This is a genomic window from Rubrivivax rivuli, from assembly GCF_004016505.1.
Lineage (GTDB): Bacteria > Pseudomonadota > Gammaproteobacteria > Burkholderiales > Burkholderiaceae_C > Rubrivivax > Rubrivivax rivuli.
In genome coordinates this window covers 219,284-235,414 of sequence record NZ_SACR01000007.1, presented here as the reverse complement: position 1 = coordinate 235,414, position 16,131 = coordinate 219,284, and the positions used below count along the sequence as shown (strand labels likewise).

General features: G+C 69.6%; 12 protein-coding genes and 1 pseudogene. 7 read left to right on the top strand and 6 right to left on the bottom strand.

What is annotated here, in order from left to right; translation table 11 throughout:
- Positions 1-7 precede the first annotated feature (7 nt).
- The 7 genes from EOE66_RS21100 to EOE66_RS21070 all read left to right on the top strand — a co-directional run bounded on the left by EOE66_RS21100 (position 8) and on the right by EOE66_RS21070 (position 8,290).
- Positions 8-1,282: a glycosyltransferase family 4 protein gene (locus EOE66_RS21100; RefSeq protein ID WP_128230720.1), complete on the top strand. Its 1,275-nt coding sequence runs from the start codon at positions 8-10 to the stop codon at positions 1,280-1,282.
- Positions 1,272-2,141 carry a dTDP-4-dehydrorhamnose reductase family protein gene (locus EOE66_RS21095; protein WP_205702783.1) on the top strand — a complete coding sequence of 290 codons (870 nt, stop codon included), beginning with the start codon at positions 1,272-1,274 and terminating at the stop codon, positions 2,139-2,141. Before EOE66_RS21100 ends, EOE66_RS21095 begins: the two co-directional genes overlap by 11 nt.
- Positions 2,142-2,173: 32 nt before the next feature.
- Entirely contained in the window at positions 2,174-3,184 is a 1,011-nt protein-coding gene (locus EOE66_RS21090) for a polysaccharide biosynthesis protein (RefSeq protein WP_128230719.1), read from the top strand.
- Between the two features lie 4 nt (positions 3,185-3,188).
- Positions 3,189-4,304 carry a non-hydrolyzing UDP-N-acetylglucosamine 2-epimerase gene (gene wecB, locus EOE66_RS21085; RefSeq protein WP_128230752.1) on the top strand — a complete coding sequence of 372 codons (1,116 nt, stop codon included), beginning with the start codon at positions 3,189-3,191 and terminating at the stop codon, positions 4,302-4,304.
- Positions 4,305-4,320: 16 nt separating this feature from the next.
- Positions 4,321-5,280: a UDP-glucose 4-epimerase family protein gene (locus EOE66_RS21080; protein ID WP_310733117.1), complete on the top strand. Its 960-nt coding sequence runs from the start codon at positions 4,321-4,323 to the stop codon at positions 5,278-5,280.
- Positions 5,277-6,308 (top strand): MraY family glycosyltransferase, encoded by a 1,032-nt coding sequence (locus EOE66_RS21075; RefSeq protein ID WP_128230717.1) that lies wholly within the window; start codon positions 5,277-5,279, stop codon positions 6,306-6,308. The genes EOE66_RS21080 and EOE66_RS21075 overlap by 4 nt, the downstream gene beginning before the upstream one ends.
- A gap of 86 nt (positions 6,309-6,394) precedes the next feature.
- Entirely contained in the window at positions 6,395-8,290 is a 1,896-nt protein-coding gene (locus EOE66_RS21070) for a polysaccharide biosynthesis protein (protein WP_245479126.1), read from the top strand.
- Between the two features lie 871 nt (positions 8,291-9,161).
- On the opposite strand, the pseudogene EOE66_RS22240 reads toward EOE66_RS21070, so the two are convergent.
- The 6 genes and pseudogenes from EOE66_RS22240 to asnB form a co-directional block, all read right to left on the bottom strand.
- Positions 9,162-9,746 (bottom strand): annotated as a pseudogene (locus tag EOE66_RS22240) (sugar transferase); the annotation flags it as partial.
- Positions 9,747-9,795: 49 nt separating this feature from the next.
- Positions 9,796-10,983, bottom strand: coding sequence for a DegT/DnrJ/EryC1/StrS family aminotransferase (locus tag EOE66_RS21060; RefSeq protein WP_128230714.1), 1,188 nt, complete (start codon positions 10,981-10,983; stop codon positions 9,796-9,798).
- A 45-nt stretch (positions 10,984-11,028) separates the two neighbouring features.
- A complete protein-coding gene (locus tag EOE66_RS21055; protein WP_128230713.1) occupies positions 11,029-11,739 on the bottom strand; it encodes a class I SAM-dependent methyltransferase in 711 nt (236 codons plus the stop codon).
- A complete protein-coding gene (locus EOE66_RS21050; RefSeq protein WP_128230712.1) occupies positions 11,736-12,956 on the bottom strand; it encodes a glycosyltransferase family 4 protein in 1,221 nt (406 codons plus the stop codon). The genes EOE66_RS21055 and EOE66_RS21050 overlap by 4 nt, the downstream gene beginning before the upstream one ends.
- Before the next feature lie 16 nt (positions 12,957-12,972).
- A complete protein-coding gene (locus EOE66_RS21045) occupies positions 12,973-14,139 on the bottom strand; it encodes a glycosyltransferase (protein ID WP_128230711.1) in 1,167 nt (388 codons plus the stop codon).
- Positions 14,136-16,127, bottom strand: a complete 1,992-nt coding sequence (asnB, locus tag EOE66_RS21040) for an asparagine synthase (glutamine-hydrolyzing) (RefSeq protein WP_128230710.1) — start codon at positions 16,125-16,127, stop codon at positions 14,136-14,138. The genes EOE66_RS21045 and asnB overlap by 4 nt, the downstream gene beginning before the upstream one ends.
- Positions 16,128-16,131 lie beyond the last annotated feature (4 nt).

Sequence of the window (16,131 nt, the reverse complement as noted above, 5' to 3'; positions counted from 1 at the left end):
CCTGAACATGAGAATCCTGGTCGTCAGCCAGTACTACTGGCCTGAGAGCTTTCGCATCAACGAGGTGGTCGACGTGCTGCGCAAGCAGGGGTGCGAGGTCACCGTCCTCACCGGCCAGCCCAACTACCCGGGCGGCACGGTCTACGAGGGCTACAGGGCCGCTGCCATGGGCACGCAGGCGCATGCCGGCTACGTCATCCACCGCGTGCCCATTGCGCCACGAGGGCAACGCAGCGCACTGCGCCTGGCGGCCAACTACCTTTCGTTCCTGGTAAGCGGCTCGCTACTCGGCCCCTGGCTGTTGCGCGGCCAGCGCTTCGATCTGATCTTCGTCTTCGGCATGTCGCCGATCCTGCAGATCCTGCCCGGCGTGGTGCTGAAATGGCTGAAGCGCGCGCCCCTGGTGACATGGGTCCAGGACCTTTGGCCACAGAGCCTGGAGGTCACGGGCTTCGTCACCAACCGGCGTGTGCTCGACGCGGTGGCCGTGGCGGTGCGCTGGCTCTACCGCCGCAACGACCTGCTGCTGGTGCAGTCCAGGGGTTTCATCGAGGAAGTCCAGCGCATGGCAGGCCGCACGCCGGTCGAATACCACCCGAACCCGGGCGAACTGGCCTTCGAGGCCCCACAGTCCGGACCCTCGCCGCTGACCCTGGACCCAGGCTTCAATGTCGTCTTTGCGGGCAACATGGGCACTGTCCAGGCCCTGGAGACGGTGGTCGAGGCCGCCCGCCTGCTGCAGCACGAGCCGGGCATCCGCTTCGTGCTGGTGGGCAGCGGCAGCCGCAGCGAATGGGTGCAAGCCGAGATCGGGCGGCTGGGCCTGCGCAACATCCAGTTGCCCGGGCGATTCAAGCCCGAGGCCATGCCCGGCATCCTGGCCCAGGCTTCCGTGCTGCTGGTGAGCCTGGCCCGGAGCCCGATCATGAGCCAGACCATCCCCAGCAAGGTGCAAGCCTACCTGGCGGCCGGCAAGCCGATAATTGCAAGTCTGGACGGCGAAGGCGCGCGCGTCGTGACCGAAGCCCAGGCGGGCTTGGCCTGCCCGGCCGAAGACGCTCCGGCCTTGGCCGCAGCCGTGAGTGCCCTGCACGCAGCCGGCGAAGCGCAGCTGCAGCAGATGGGGCTGAACAGCCGAGCCTGCTACGAAGCCCAGTTCCAGCCCGACCAGCTGGCTGCGCAACTCATCACACGCCTGGAGAAACTGCTTGATGATCGAAAGCGACCGCACAGCCGCGAGCCCGCCCGCCCACGGGGCCGCACGTCCGACGATGCCCGCTGAAGCGATCAAGGTCCTGGTGCTGGGCGCCTCCGGCATGCTCGGCAATGCCGTGCTGCGCTTCTTTGCCGGCAGCCCCGGATTCCAGGTCACGGGCTCGGCCCGCTCCGCGGCCGTGCTGCAGCGCCTGCCCGAGGCCTTGCGCGCCAGCGTGGTCTGCGGCGTGGACGTCGAGAACACCGACAGCCTGATGAGCCTGTTCGCCCGCGCCCGGCCCGACGTGGTGATCAACTGCATCGGCCTGGTCAAGCAGTTGGCCGAAGCCGACGACCCCCTGCAGGCCATCCCCATCAATGCGCTGCTGCCGCACCGCATCGCGCGGCTGTGCGAGGTGGCTGGGGCACGCTTCGTCCACGTCAGCACCGACTGCGTCTTCAGCGGCCGCCAAGGTCTCTACAAGGAAAGTGACGCCGCCGACGCGCAAGACCTGTACGGCCGGAGCAAGCATCTCGGTGAGGTGGACAGCCCCCACGCCATCACCCTACGGACCTCGATCATCGGGCACGAACTTGCAGGCGCCCACGGGCTGGTGGGCTGGTTCCTGTCGCAGCAAGGGCCGGTGCGCGGCTACACGCAGGCCATCTTCTCCGGGTTGCCCACCGTGGAACTGGCGCAGGTCATTCGCGACCATGTGCTGCCGAACCCCGCGCTGCAGGGCCTGTACCACGTGGCCGCGGCACCCATCGCCAAGCACGACCTGCTGCGGCTGGTGGCTGCCACCTATGGGCGCAGCAACGACATCGCACCCGACGACCGCCTGCGCATCGACCGCTCGCTCGACGCCACACGCTTCAACCAAGCCACAGGCTATGTGGCGCCGCCGTGGCCGGAACTGGTGCGGCGCATGCACGCGTTCGCCTGATCAACTCGCCCTGCGCTCCAAGAAGGATTCCCATGTTCAAGGACAAAGTCCTGCTCATCACCGGCGGTACCGGCTCTTTCGGCAACGCCGTGTTGTCGCACTTCCTGAATTCCGACTTCGCGGAGATCCGCGTCTTCAGCCGCGACGAAAAGAAGCAGGAAGACATGCGCCTGGCCTTCCGCAACGACAAGCTGAAGTTCCACATCGGTGACGTCCGCGACTACGACAGCGTTCACGACGCACTGCGGGGCGTGAACTACGTCTTTCATGCTGCGGCGCTGAAGCAGGTGCCGTCGTGCGAGTTCTATCCGATGGAGGCCATCAAGACCAACGTCATCGGGGCCGAGAACGTGATGCGTGCGTCCATCGACCATGGCGTGCAGCGATGCGTGGTGCTCAGCACCGACAAGGCGGTCTACCCGATCAACGCCATGGGCCTTTCGAAGGCGATGATGGAAAAGGTGATGGTGGCCAAGTCGCGCCTGTGCGACCCGCAGCGCACCGTGCTCTGTGCCACGCGCTATGGGAACGTGATGGCCTCGCGCGGCTCGGTGATCCCGTTGTTCATCTCGCAATTGCGGGAGGGCCGCCCGTTGACGCTGACCGACCCGTCGATGACGCGGTTCTTGATGTCGCTGACGGAGTCGGTGGAACTCGTGCTCTACGCCTTTGAGCATGCACGCCCGGGCGACATCTTCGTGCAGAAGGCACCGGCTTCCACGGTAGGCGACCTGGCCGAGGCACTGCGGCAGCTGCTGGAGCGCAACAACCCCGTCAAGGTCATCGGCACGCGCCACGGCGAGAAGCTCTACGAGTCGCTGGTCTCGCGCGAGGAGATGGCGCGCGCCGAAGACCTCGGCGGCTACTACCGCATCCCGGCAGACTCGCGCGACCTGAACTACGACAAGTACTTCGTCGAGGGCGAGACGCAGATCTCGAAGATCGACGATTACACCTCGCACAACACCCATCGCCTCGATGTGGCGCAGATCAAGGAACTGTTGATGACACTGCCCGAAGTGCGCGAGGTGGTCCGTGCTTAAGGTCATGACCGTGGTCGGCACGCGGCCGGAGATCATCCGGCTGTCGCGCACGATCGAGAAGCTGGACAGGCATTGCCAGCACGTGCTCGTGCACACCGGCCAGAACTACGACTACGAGCTCAACGAGGTGTTCTTCACCGACCTGGGCATACGCCGCCCGGACGCCTTCCTCGAAGCAGCGGGCGCCAACGCGGCAGAGACCATCGGCAAGGTCATCATGGCCGCCGACCGCGTGCTGGAAGAGCACCAGCCCGATGCACTGCTGCTGCTGGGCGACACGAACAGCGCACTTGCCGCCATTGCGGCCAAGCGCCGCAAGGTGCCGATCTTCCACATGGAGGCCGGCAACCGCTGCTTCGATTTCCGCGTGCCCGAGGAAATCAACCGCCGCATCGTCGACCACATCGCCGACATCAACCTCACCTACAGCCAGATCGCGCGCGAGTACCTGCTGCGCGAGGGCTTGCCGCCCGACCAAGTGATCTGCACGGGCAGTCCGATGCGCGAGGTGCTGAACCACTACCGCGCGGGCATCGAGGCTTCCGACGTGCTGCAGCGCCTGGGCCTGGCCGAACGCCAATACTTCCTCGTCAGCTCACACCGAGAGGAAAACGTCGACTCGCCGCAGAACCTGCAGCGCCTGTTCGACATGCTGAACATGCTGGTGCAGCGTCATGGGCTGCCCGTGATCGTCTCCACCCACCCCCGCACGCGCAAGCGCGTGGAGGCGCTGGGCCTGAAGGCCGACGAGCGCGTGCAGTTCTGCAAGCCCTTCGGCTTTCTCGACTACGTGCAGCTGCAGCGCCAGGCACGGGCCGTGCTGTCGGACAGCGGCACCATCTCCGAAGAGTCGTCGATCCTGAACTTCCCGGCGCTGAACCTGCGCGAGGTGCAAGAGCGGCCCGAAGCCTTCGAGGAAGGCGCCGTGATGTTCGTCGGGCTCGACGCCGCCCGCGTCGAGCAAGGCCTGGCGGTGCTGGCGGATCAGCCCCGTGGCGAAGATCGCCTGCTGCACATGGTGAACGACTACACGGCCGACAACGTGTCGGACAAGGTGCTGCGCATCATCATCAGCTACGTTGATTTCGTGAATCGGCGCGTCTGGCGCAAGCCCTCGTGAGCGCTGCTGCATGACGGTGTTGAATGTACTGGTCACCGGCGCCACGGGTTTCGTTGGCGGCGCGCTGCTCGAGCACCTGTCGAAGTGCGGTCACCGCGTGCGCGCCGCCGTGCGCGGGCGCGCCGCCCAACTGCCGGCAGCGGCCAGCATCGCACACGTGGGCGAACTGGCGCCGACCACCGACTGGAGCGCGGCCTTGGACGGCATGGATGTTGTCGTGCACTGCGCCGCCCGGGTCCACGTGCTCAAGGAGTCGGCGGCCGACCCACTGGCGGCGTTCCGGTTCGTCAACGTCGCTGCAACGCTTCACCTCGCCCGTCAGGCCGTAGCCGCGGGGGTGAAGCGCTTCGTCTTCATCAGTTCCATCGGTGTCAATGGCGCGGAGACCCACGGCCGGCCGTACACGGTGTCCGACCCTGCACGCCCGCACTCGCCTTACGCCGTCTCCAAGCACGAGGCCGAACTCGAGCTGCAGGCGCTGGCTGCCTCGTCGGGGCTGGAGGTGGTGATCATCCGCCCGCCGCTGGTCTTCGGCCCGAACGCCCCCGGCAACTTCCAGCGTCTCATGCAGGCCCTGCACCGGGGCATCCCCATGCCCCTGGGGGCGATCCACAACCGGCGCAGCCTGGTGGCGCTGGAAAACCTCGTCGATCTCATCGAGACCTGTGCACGGCACCCGGCCGCGGCGCAACAGACGTTTCTTGTCAGCGACGGCGAGGACGTGTCCACGACGGCGCTGCTGCGCCGCGTGGCCGCGGCGCTCGGCCGCCCGCCACGCCTGCTGCCGGTGCCAGGCGGCTTGCTGCGCGCCGTGGCCCAGGTCTTGGGCAAGGCCGATTTCGCACAGCGCCTGTGCGGCTCGCTGCAGGTCGACATAGCCCACACGCAGGCGCTGCTGGGCTGGAAACCCGTGGTGACGCTGGATGAAGCGCTGGCGCGCACCGCACGCCACTTCCTGACGCAGGCTGAACGATGACGGCATGGGTGGTGGGGGCCGCAACGCTCGGCCCCCTGGCTCTGGCGTGGCTCCTGACAGCCTGGGTACGGCGCTACGCGCTGGCCTCGGCCTTGCTGGACCATCCCAACGAACGCAGTTCGCACACGGTGGCGACGCCACGGGGGGGTGGCGTGGCCATCGTGGTTGCCTGCCTGGCGGCGACCGCTGCCCTGGCGGCGGCAGGTTGGCTGGAAGCACGCCTGGCGACAGCCGCGATCGCCGCAGGGGGCCTCGTGGCCACGCTCGGCTTCCTGGACGACCGCTACAACGTGGCCGCACGCTGGCGTTTCCTGGGCCACGCCGCGGCGGCGGCCTGGGTGGTCTACAGCCTGCAGCGCATCCCGTCGGTGGCCGTGGCGGGCCTGCCGCTCGATCTTCCGGTGCTGGGGCCCCTGCTTGCGGGCATCTTGATCGTCTGGATGATCAACCTGTTCAACTTCATGGACGGCATCGACGGCATCGCCAGCGTGGAGGCCGCCAGCGTCGCGCTGGGGGGCGCGCTGGTGTGGTGGCTGGCGGGCGACGGGTCGGGATGGTTGCTGGCCCTGGTGTTCGCCTTCTGCGTCCTCGGCTTCCTGGCCTGGAACTTCCCGCCGGCCAAGATCTTCATGGGCGACGCCGGCAGCGGCTTCCTCGGCCTGATGGTGGCGCTGTTGGCGCTGTGGTGCGGGCAATCGACGCCACACCTTTTCTGGGCCTGGTTCATCCTCACGGGCTGCTTCATGGTGGACGCCACCACGACGCTGGTGCGGCGTGTGCTCGCCGGCGAGCGCTTCTACCAGGCGCACCGCAACCATGCGTACCAGTACGCGTCACGCCGCCATCGCACGCACAAAGGCGTGACGCTGGCGTTCGGGTTCATCAATGTGGCGTGGCTGCTGCCCTGGGCGGTGGCGGTGGCGATGCAACTGGTCGACGGGGCCTTGGCCACGGCGCTGGCCTTTGCACCGCTGCTGGGCCTGGCCCTGTACTACAAGGCGGGGAACCGCGCGGCGCAAGCCGACTGAGCGGCTCGGTACAGGCCGGGCCGCGCCGGCGAAGCCGCCTGCAACGCGCGGCACAATAGCGCCTGAAGATGATGCCCCTGACCCCCATGTCTCTGATCCGCCGCTTGGCGCAGCTTTCGCCGCGCGCCAAGATGGTGGTCATGGTTGGCGGCGACGCGGTGTGCCTGCCCTTGTGCATGCTGCTGGCCGTGGCCCTGCGGCTGGGCTCCTGGGAAGACGCGCTGGAAACGGCGCTGCTGATGCAGGTCGGGCTGGCCCTGCTGGCGTTGCCCGTGATGGCCATCGCGGGTCTTTACCGGGCCGTGGTGCGCTACATCGACCTGAGCGTGCTGGCCGCGGCCAGCGCCGCCCTTGCCGTGGTCGTGCTCATCGTTTATGTGATCGCCGGGATGCTGCAGATGCAGGTGCTGCCGCGCAGCTCGCTGCTGATCTTCTGGTTCATCGCCTTCGCCTATGTCGTGAGTTCGCGCTTCTTTGCGCGCACCCTGCTGCGCCGGAGCATCCGGCCGGGCACGCGCGCTCGTGTCCGAACGGCGATCTACGGCGCCGGCGACGCCGGGGTGCAGTTGGCGCAGGCGATGCACTTCAGCACCGAATACAAGGCCGTCTGCTTCATCGACGACCGCCGCGACCGGCAGGCGATGACCATCGACAACCTGAAGGTGTATCCACCTTCGAGTATCGACGAGGCGGTGGTGCGCCACGACGTTTCGCAGATCGTGGTGGCCATTCCCTCCGCCAGCGCGAACCAGAAGCGGGCCATCATCGAACGCGTGGAAGCCACGGGCCTCCCCGTCAAAATCCTCCCAGGCCTCGTGGAGATGGTCGACGGCAACCCGGCCGTGGCCGACATCCGGCAGGTCGACGTGGCCGACCTGCTGGGTCGCGACGTGGTGGCTCCCGACCCGGGTCTCTTCGCGCGCAACATCGCTGGCAAGGTGGTGCTCGTCACGGGCGCCGGCGGCTCCATCGGCAGTGAGCTCTGCCGGCAGATCCTCTCGCAGCGGCCGCGCCGCCTGGTGCTGGTGGACCACTCGGAGTTCGCGCTGTACAGCATCGAACACGAGCTGCTGGCCAGCGCCCAGGGCGTGCCCTTGGTTCCCTGCCTGGGCTCGGTGCTCGACGCGACGCTGTTGATCGAGGTGATGAAGCGCGAAGGCGTGCAGACCGTCTACCACGCAGCCGCCTACAAGCACGTGCCCATCGTCGAGGCCAACGTGCAGCAAGGCCTGCGCAACAACGTCTTCGGCACCTACAACGTGGCCAAGGCGGCGCACGAAGCGCGCGTCGAGACCTGCGTGCTGATCTCCACCGACAAGGCCGTGCGCCCCACCAACGTGATGGGTGCCAGCAAGCGGGTGGCCGAGCTGGTTTTCCAGGCCGCGGCGCTGCGCGCGCCGGGCACGGTGTTCGCCATGGTGCGCTTCGGCAATGTGCTGGGCTCTTCGGGCTCGGTCGTGCCGCTGTTCCGGCGCCAGATCCAGGCCGGCGGCCCCATCACCATCACGCACCCGGACATCATCCGCTACTTCATGCTGATACCCGAGGCGGCGCAGTTGGTCATCCAGGCCGGCGCGATGGCGCGCGGGGGTGAGGTGTTCGTGCTCGATATGGGCGAGCCGGTGCGCATCGCCGACCTGGCGCGTTCGATGATCCGGCTGTCGGGCCTGAGCGAGAAGACGGCCGAGAACCCCGGCGGCGACATCGAGATCAAGGCCGTGGGCCTGCGCCCGGGCGAGAAGCTGTTTGAAGAGCTGCTGATCGGCGACAACGTGGTGCCCAGCGGCCACCCACGCATCCTCTGCGCGCGTGAACGCCACATCGACCCTTCGCTGCTCGACAAGATGCTGGGCGTGCTGCGTCAGGCCTGCGACGGCGGCGACACCGAAGCCATGCTGCGCCAGGTGCGCAACCTCGTGCCCGAGTTCCGGCCTGCCGATGAAGTGAACGCCGAGGTGGCCGGCTCGCTGGCGCGGCGCTGAGCCTTCGCGCGCCAGCGGTCCTCAGGCCGCTGTCTCAGCCCGTTTCGTCCACCTGCAGCGCGCCGCGCGGCGGCACTGTCATCACGGCCAGCCCGGTCTGGCGGGCGAGTTCCAGCACACGGCCCTGCTCTTCAGCCGTGGCCCCAGGCAAAGCCACGATGACGTGCGTGGCCCCGGCCAGCACGTGCGGCAGCGCCAGGTCGCCCAAGCCGCCCTCCACCCCCACACCGCCGATGCGCAGGCCCCACTTCGCACGGTCGTCGTCCAGCAGGGCCAGGATGACCCAGCCGTCGCGACGGTGCAGGGTGTTCACCACGCGCCGCCCCGCCTCGCCAGCGCCCAGCACGATGGCGCGGCGCTGCTCGAAGTCTTCACCGCTGGCGCAGGCCCGCGCGTGCTCCCAGAGCATGCGATAGCCCATGCGCAGCAGGCACAGCGCCAGCAGGCAGAACAGCGGGTGCAGCACCAGCACCGCGCGTGCCACGCCCACCAGCTGCGCCATCAGCACCGCCACCGCACTGACCAGCCCCGCGATGCCGCAGGCCATGGCGATGCGCTTGAAATCGTCGAAGCCGAAGAAGCGCCACAGCCCGCGCGGCACCCCCGTCAGCGCCATGGCCAGCAGGTAGGCTGCCACCACGCCGAAAGACACGTAGTCGTCGTACCAGGGCCGGCCGGGCTGCCAGCGTTCGAAGCCCAGGCGGAAGAGGTAGGTGATGTGCCAGCAGGCCAGCACCACGAGGCCGTCCACCGCGGTGGCGATGGCGCGGTTGCGCGGGCTCAGGGCCGACATCTTGCGGTCCAGCCAGGGCCAGAATGGACTGTCTTTCATGGGCAGCAAGCTCCAGGGCGAAGGCAGGCGGGGGGCGAAGACCGTGCGCAGTGTGAGGCCCAGCACACGCAGGTCGCTGGTCAGCGAAGGGTTCTCGACATAGCGCAGCGCGTAGTGCAGCTTGGCGGGCAGCACCACGTCGATGTACTCGCGCTCGGGGTTCTCGGCACGCGCGAGCAGTTCGTTCTCGTCGCGGTAGCGCACGGAGGCGAAGTCGGTGATGCCCGGGCGCACGCTCAGCAGCCGCTCGCGCCACGCGGGCGGGTAGTGCGCCACGTAGCGTGGCACCTCGGGGCGCGGGCCCACCAGGCTCATGGTGCCGCGCAGCACGTCGATGAGCTGCGGCAGTTCGTCGAGCTTCCAGCGCCGCAGCCAGGCGCCGGTGCGTGTGATGCGGGCATCGCCCGCCACCGTCACCTCGGGGCCGCCGGGCTGCTGCTGCACGGTCATCGTGCGGAACTTGAAGATGCGGAAGGGCTCGCCGTGGCGCCCCACGCGCCACTGGCGGAAGAACACCGGCCCCGGGCTGTCGAGCTTGATCAGCAGCGCCAGCAGCGCGAACAGCGGCGCCAGCGCCAGCAGCCCGGCGCCTGCGGCCAGCAGGTCGAAGGTTCGCTTGAGCACGGGGTTTCAATCACCCCGGGCTGCCGGGCCGGCCTGCATGGCAGACACCTCAGGCCAGCGCCACGCGCACCGCGCGGGCCACGCGTTCGACATCGGCGATATCCATGCGCGTGTACAGCGGCAGGCTCACCATGCGCTCGAAAGCACGCTGGCTGTGCGGGAACATCTCGGGCTTCAGGCCGTAGCGGTCGCGCCAGTAGCGGTGCAGGTGCAGCGGGATGTAGTGCACGCTGCAGCCCACGCCCTGCTCGAAGAGCTTCTCGATGAAGCGGTCGCGCTCGACGGCGGCACCTTCGGCCAGGCGCATCACGTACAGGTGCCATGCGTGCTGGCGGCCGGGCTGGCCCTTCGGCGGCAGCACCACGGGCAGGCCGGCCAGGGCTTCGTCATACGCAGCGGCCAGGCGGCAGCGCTGCTCGTAGAAAGCCTGCGCGCGCTTGAGCTGCTGGATGCCCAGGGCCGCAGCGATGTCGGTCAGGTTGTACTTGAAGCCCGGCGCCACCACCTCGTAGTACCAGCTCGGCACCTTGGCGGTGTAGCGGTCGAAGGCATCGCGGTTCATGCCGTGCAGGCGCATCAACTTGGCGCGCTTGGCCAGCGCGTCGTCGCGCGTCACCAGCATGCCGCCTTCGCCCGTGGTGATGGTCTTGTTGGCGTAGAAGCTGAAGACGGTGGCGTCGCTGTCCAGCGTGCCGACCAAGCGGCCCTCGCAGGTGGTGGGCAGGGCGTGCGCGGCGTCTTCCACCACCTTCAGGCCGTGCTTCCTGGCCAGGGCCAGCAGCGCCTGCATGTCGGCCGCCAGGCCCGCGTAGTGCACCGGCATGATCGCTTTGGTGCGCGGCGTGATGGCGGCTTCCACGGCCTTCGGGCAGATGTTCAGCGTGGCCGGGTCGATGTCGACCAGCTTCACGTCGGCACCCAGGTAGCGCACCACCTCGGCGGTGGCGGTGAAGGTGTGGGTGGTGGTGATGACCTCGTCGCCGGGGCCGATACCCAGGGCCTCCAGCGCCAGGTGCAGGCCCGCGGTGGCGCTGTTGACGGCGATGCAGTGCACGCGCCCGCCGCGCGTCTCGTCGCCCAGGAAGGCGGCGAAATCGCCTTCGAACTGGCGTGTCTTGGGGCCGGTGGTCACCCAGCCGCTGCGCAGCGCATCGACGACTTCGGCAATCTCTTCTTCACCGATCTCGGGCAGCGCAAAAGGCAGAAATGGCAGGGCGGGCGAGGTCTCGGCGGGCATGGTGAATTATCAGGGCGGCGCAGGCAGCAGGCGGGCGCAGGCGGCTCAGGGCTTGTGCACCCAGGCCAGCAGGTGTGTGCGCAGCAGCGGCATGCTGTTGAAGAGCGTGTAGAGGGCCGGGTGCCAGCGGCACACCACCCGCGCCAGCGGCGGTGCGAGCGTCACCCGATGCGCTGTAACGCGGCCGTTCGGAAAGAGTTGACGCACGCGGCGCAGGGGCACGCCGCGCACGTCGGGGTTGCGGGGGTTGTTCACGGTGAAGTCGTACCAGAGCACCGCACCGCCAGGCTTGAGCCAGCCCCACATCGTGTCGGCCAGGCGCTGCTGGAAGTTGTCGTCGAGCAGGCTGCTGAAGACGGTGCTCTGCAGCACCACGTCCTGGCTGGCCGGGGCCAGCAAGGTGGCGGGCGCCTGCAGCGCATCACCCAGCCACACGGCGGTGGCCTCGGGCAGCGCGCGGCGCGCGGCGGCATGGCGTTCGGGCAGCAGTTCCAGGCCCGTGAGCCGCGCCGGGTCGGCGCCCAGGCGCAGCAGTTCCAGCAGGTTGCCGCCGCTGCCGCAGCCCACCTCGGTGAAACGCAGCGTGGCCAGGTCGGTGCAGCCACGCGCGGCAAAGCCGCGCAGCATCACGCGCTGGCGTTCCTGCAGACCTTGCCAGACTTCGGGGCGCAAGGGGCTGTAGAGGCCGTTCGCCGCGCGCCGCGCATAGCGTTGCGCCACGGCATCGGGCTCGTTGGGCTGGCGCGGGCCGTTCACGACACAGCCTCGATGAAGCGCCGCGCCAGCACCGGGTAGGTGTGGTGCGCCTGCACGAAGGCACGGCCACGTTCGCCCATCGCCGCGCGTTCCGCCGCGGGCAGCGATGCCAGCCGCTGCAGGCCGGCGGCCACGGCGGCCGGGTCTTGCGGTGGCACCGTCAGCCCGCAGCCGGCTTCGGCCACGGGGTCGTTGCCGGCCTCCACGCTGTGCAGCACCGGGCGCGCGGCCATCATGTAGTCCATCAGCTTGTTCGGCGCGATGCCGAAGCGGTAGAGCGAGACGCGCTGCCAGCCGATGTAGGCGATGTCCACCTGCGCCAGAAAGCTGCGCACCTGGGCCTTGGGAATGGGCGGCAGCAGGGTCACGTTCGTCAGGCCTTCGGCCGCCACGCGCGCGGCCAGCCGGGCCTGCTCGTGCCCGCTGCCCACCAGCACGAAGCGGAAAGGGGCCTCGCGCAGCAGCGCCGCGGCGTCCAGCAGCACGTCCAGCGCGTTGGGCTCGCCCATGCTGCCGGCGTAGCCCACCACGGTGCCTCCTTCCGTGTGCAAGCGTGCGGCGGCCAGGGCCTGCGCTGCGTCGCTGCGCAGCGCCTCGGGCTCGCCTGCCCATTCGTCCAGCGTGATGCCGTTGGGCACGATGTGCAGCTTCTTCAGATCGAGCCCTCGGCTGGCCATGTAGCCGTGCACCTTGGGCAGCATGCTCACCACGACATCGGCATCGCGGTAGGCCGCGTCTTCCGCCGCCTGGCACAGCACGATGAAGGGGTGGCGGCGCGACATGCCCGAGAGCTCGATCGGGCTCAGCGGCCACAGATCGTGCACCTCGTAGACCAGCTTCGCCCCCGCACGCCGCGCGATGCGCCGCGCCACCCAGATGTCCATCGGGTAGGTGCTGCTGGCGATCACCACGTCGGGCCTGGCTTCGGCCAGCAGGCGCGGCGTGTCGGCCCACAGCCGGCGCAGGAAGGCCCAGATGTTCTTCACACGACCCAGGCCGTTGCCCTGGTACGCCGGTGTGGCGTAGTAGCGGTAGCGGATGCCCTCGACCACGCTGTCGCCCGGCGGCGGCTGCACCGCGCGCACGTGCGAGTGGTCGGCCGCGACGATCTGCACGCGGTGGCCGGCGCGCACCCACTCGCGCGCCAGGTAGTAGGGGCGGAACTCCATGCCCAGCGCCGGGCTGCCGGCGTAATGGTTGACGAGCAGGATGTTCACGGCGGGCCCGCGATCTTCAAGGCAGCAGTTGCGCGTACAGCGCGAGCAGTTCGCGCTCGGCCGCGGGCCAGTGGTAGGTGTGCAGCACCGCGCGGCGGCCGGCACGGCCGGCGGCGAACACGCGCGCGGGGTGCTCCACGTAGTCCAGCACCGCGCGGCCGATGGCGCGCGGGTCCGCCGGGTCCACGCACAGGCCGCAGCCGGTGGTTTCGACGATGCCCTGCCACAGCGGGAAATTCGAGGCGATGACGGGCAGCTCGGCCGACATGTACTCGAACATCTTGATGGGCCATGCATCAAGGTAGCTCGGCATCGGCAGCAGCGTCACCAGCCCCGCACTGCAGCGCGCCAGCACGCTGCGCACGGTGGCGCGGTCCACCTGCCCCAGGTACTGCACCTGCGCCCAGCCGGGCTCGGCGCGCATCTCGGCCTCGAAGGCGGCGTCTTCGAAGCGGCCGCACAGCACCAGCGTCACGCCCGGCGCGTGCGGCATGGCGCGCACCATCTGCAGCAGGCCGCGGGTGCGCATCAGGCCGCCCACGTAGCAGACGGCGCGCTCGCGCGGCACCGCCTCGGCCGGCGGCGCCAGCTCGTCCGTGCGCGGGAAGTTGCTCACGTTCACCGCGCGCCGCGCCACGTTCGAGAAGCGCGCGGCGATGTGCGGCGTGGCCGCGGCCACGGCCGACAGGCGCGCCGCCTGCCGGTTCTCGTACCACTCGAAGGCGGCCGAAACCGCACCGCGCAGTGCCCCCGGGATCCACTGCTTGGTGAGGATCTGCCGCGGCACGTCTTCGTGCGCGTCGTACACCACCGGCAAGCCGCGCCGTGCGAGCTGCACGCCCAGCGGCAGCAGTTCGGGGTCGTGGAAGTGCACCAGCGCCGGCTGTGCGTCCAGCACCGCCGCCAGCGCCGCGCGCGGCTGCTGGCGCATGCGTGCCAGGCGGCCGGCCGGCCGCGGGCCGATGTCGACGATGCGCACGCCATCGACCTCGGCATCGCCTTGCCCATCGCCCACCACCTGCGTCACGCGATAGCCGGAGCGCGCCAGCGAAACACACTCCTTGCGGAAGATGCGGATGTCATCGCGCGGGTGCACGGTGGTCACGTGCACCACGTGCTGGCCGCGGCCGCGCGGCGGTGCCGCCTGTTGCTCGAAGTGTTCGGTCACGGCAGGCCCGTTCATGCAGTCACCTGCAAGGGCATGCCGCGGCCCAGCAGGCGGCCGGGGCGGCCCGCTTCCTCGAAGAAGAGGCGGTGCCACACCGCCAGGTTCAGCAGGCGCAGGCGCTGGGGCAGCGGCGCCTGGGCGATCGACAGACCGGCCGAGGCAGCCGCCTGCTGCGCGAAAGCACTGCCTTGCAGTTGCTGCTGCAGCCAGGTCCCCAGCGGCGATGGCGCGCCTTCGAACCACGCCGGCTCGGGCACGGCCCAGCCCATCTTGTCGCGCCGCCAGGCCACATCCCGCGGCAGGCGTGCGTCCAAAGCCTGCCTCGCCAGCCACTTGGTCCAGCCGCCGTGGATCTTGTAGGCCGGCGGCACGGTGGCCAAAAACTCCACCAGCCGCACGTCCATGAAGGGCATGCGCGATTCCACGCTCCAGGCCATGGCGGTCTTGTCGCCGTAGAGCAGCAGGGTCTGCAGGTGGGTGTGGAAGTCCTGCGCCAGCGCCTCGTCCACCGTGCGCGCCGGGTCGCCGCCCATGCGCAGGCGCGCGGCCAGCGCGGCCACCGCGCCGCGCCCGGCCACGCGGCGCAGCAGTTGCCCGCCCAGCCCGATGGCGATGGCACTGCCAAAGCCTTGCAGCTTCATGAATGCACGCACTTCACCCGGCAGCGCGGCCAGCGGTGCGTGCACGAGGCGGTTGCGCACGTAGCGGCTGTAGCCGGCGAGCTGTTCGTCGGCGCCCTGCCCGTCCAGCGTGACGACCACGCCGCGGCGCGCCACCAGCGCGAAGGTGTGCCAGCTGCTCATCAGCGTGCCGGCCGGCGGGGTGTCCAGCGCCCAGACCATGTGTTCGTGGGCGCGCGGCACCTCGCTGGCCACGGGCTCGACGAGGTTGCTGCGCACGCCCAGTTGCTGCACCACGCGCTCGACGAAGGTGCTCTCGTCGGCACTGCGTACCGTCGCGCCGCGGTAGACGCTGGAGAAGGTCTCCTGCTTCTCGTCGCGGCCGGCGGCACGCAGCTGGGTGTTGACCAAGGCCGCGATGCTGCTGCTGTCCAGCCCGCCCGAGAGCGCCGTGCCCAGGCGCACGTCGGCGCGCAGGCGCAAGCGCACGGCGTCTTCCAGCAGCTCGGCATAGCGCCCGCACAGGGCTTGCGCGCGCTGGGGCGAGAAGGGCTCGTCGGTGTTGGCGGCAGGCGGGCGGTGCCAGAAGGCTCGCGGCTGCAGCGCGCCAGGTGCATCGAGTGAGAACTCGGCGAAGTGCCCGGCCGGGAAGCGCGTGATGCCGGCGAACTCGGTCTCTTCACGCCAGGCCTGCGGGCCGCGTTGCAGGTAGGCGGCGCACGCAGCCGTTGATGGCGCACTGCGCACCGCCGGGTGCTGCAGCAGCGCCTTGATCTCGCTGGCCAGCAGCAGCGCCCCGCCCTCCCCGCGCCACACGTACAGCGGCTTGACTCCGAAGCGGTCGCGCGCAATCAGCACCGTGCGGCGCTCGGTGTCCAGCAGCGCGAAGGCCCACATGCCGTTGCAGCGCGCCAGCGCGGCCTGCGGGCCCCAGGTGGCGATGGCGGCCAGCAGCACCTCGGTGTCGCTGTGCGTGAGGAAACGCTGGCCCAGCGCTTCGAGCTCGGCGCGCAGCTCGATGTGGTTGTAGATCTCGCCGTTGTAGACCACGTGCCAGCGCCCGGCCCGCACCATGGGCTGGTGGCCCCAGGGCGAGAGGTCGACGATGGCCAGCCGACGGTGGCCCATGGCCAGCGGCGCGGCAAGGCGCGGCTGTTCTTCGAGCCGGCCTTGCGGCTGCCAGGGCGTGTGGGCCTGCTGCACGGTCGCGGGCGTGTCGGCGCCGGCCAGCAGGCGCGGCGGGCCGAAGGCGGCATCGTGCGGGTGCCAGAGCAGATGGCCTTCGTCATCGGGCCCGCGGTGGCGCAGCGCCCCGGCCATGGCGGCCAGCGTGGCGGCCGTGGTGGGTGCAGCGGGGGTGTAGGCGAAGACGATGCCGCACATGGCG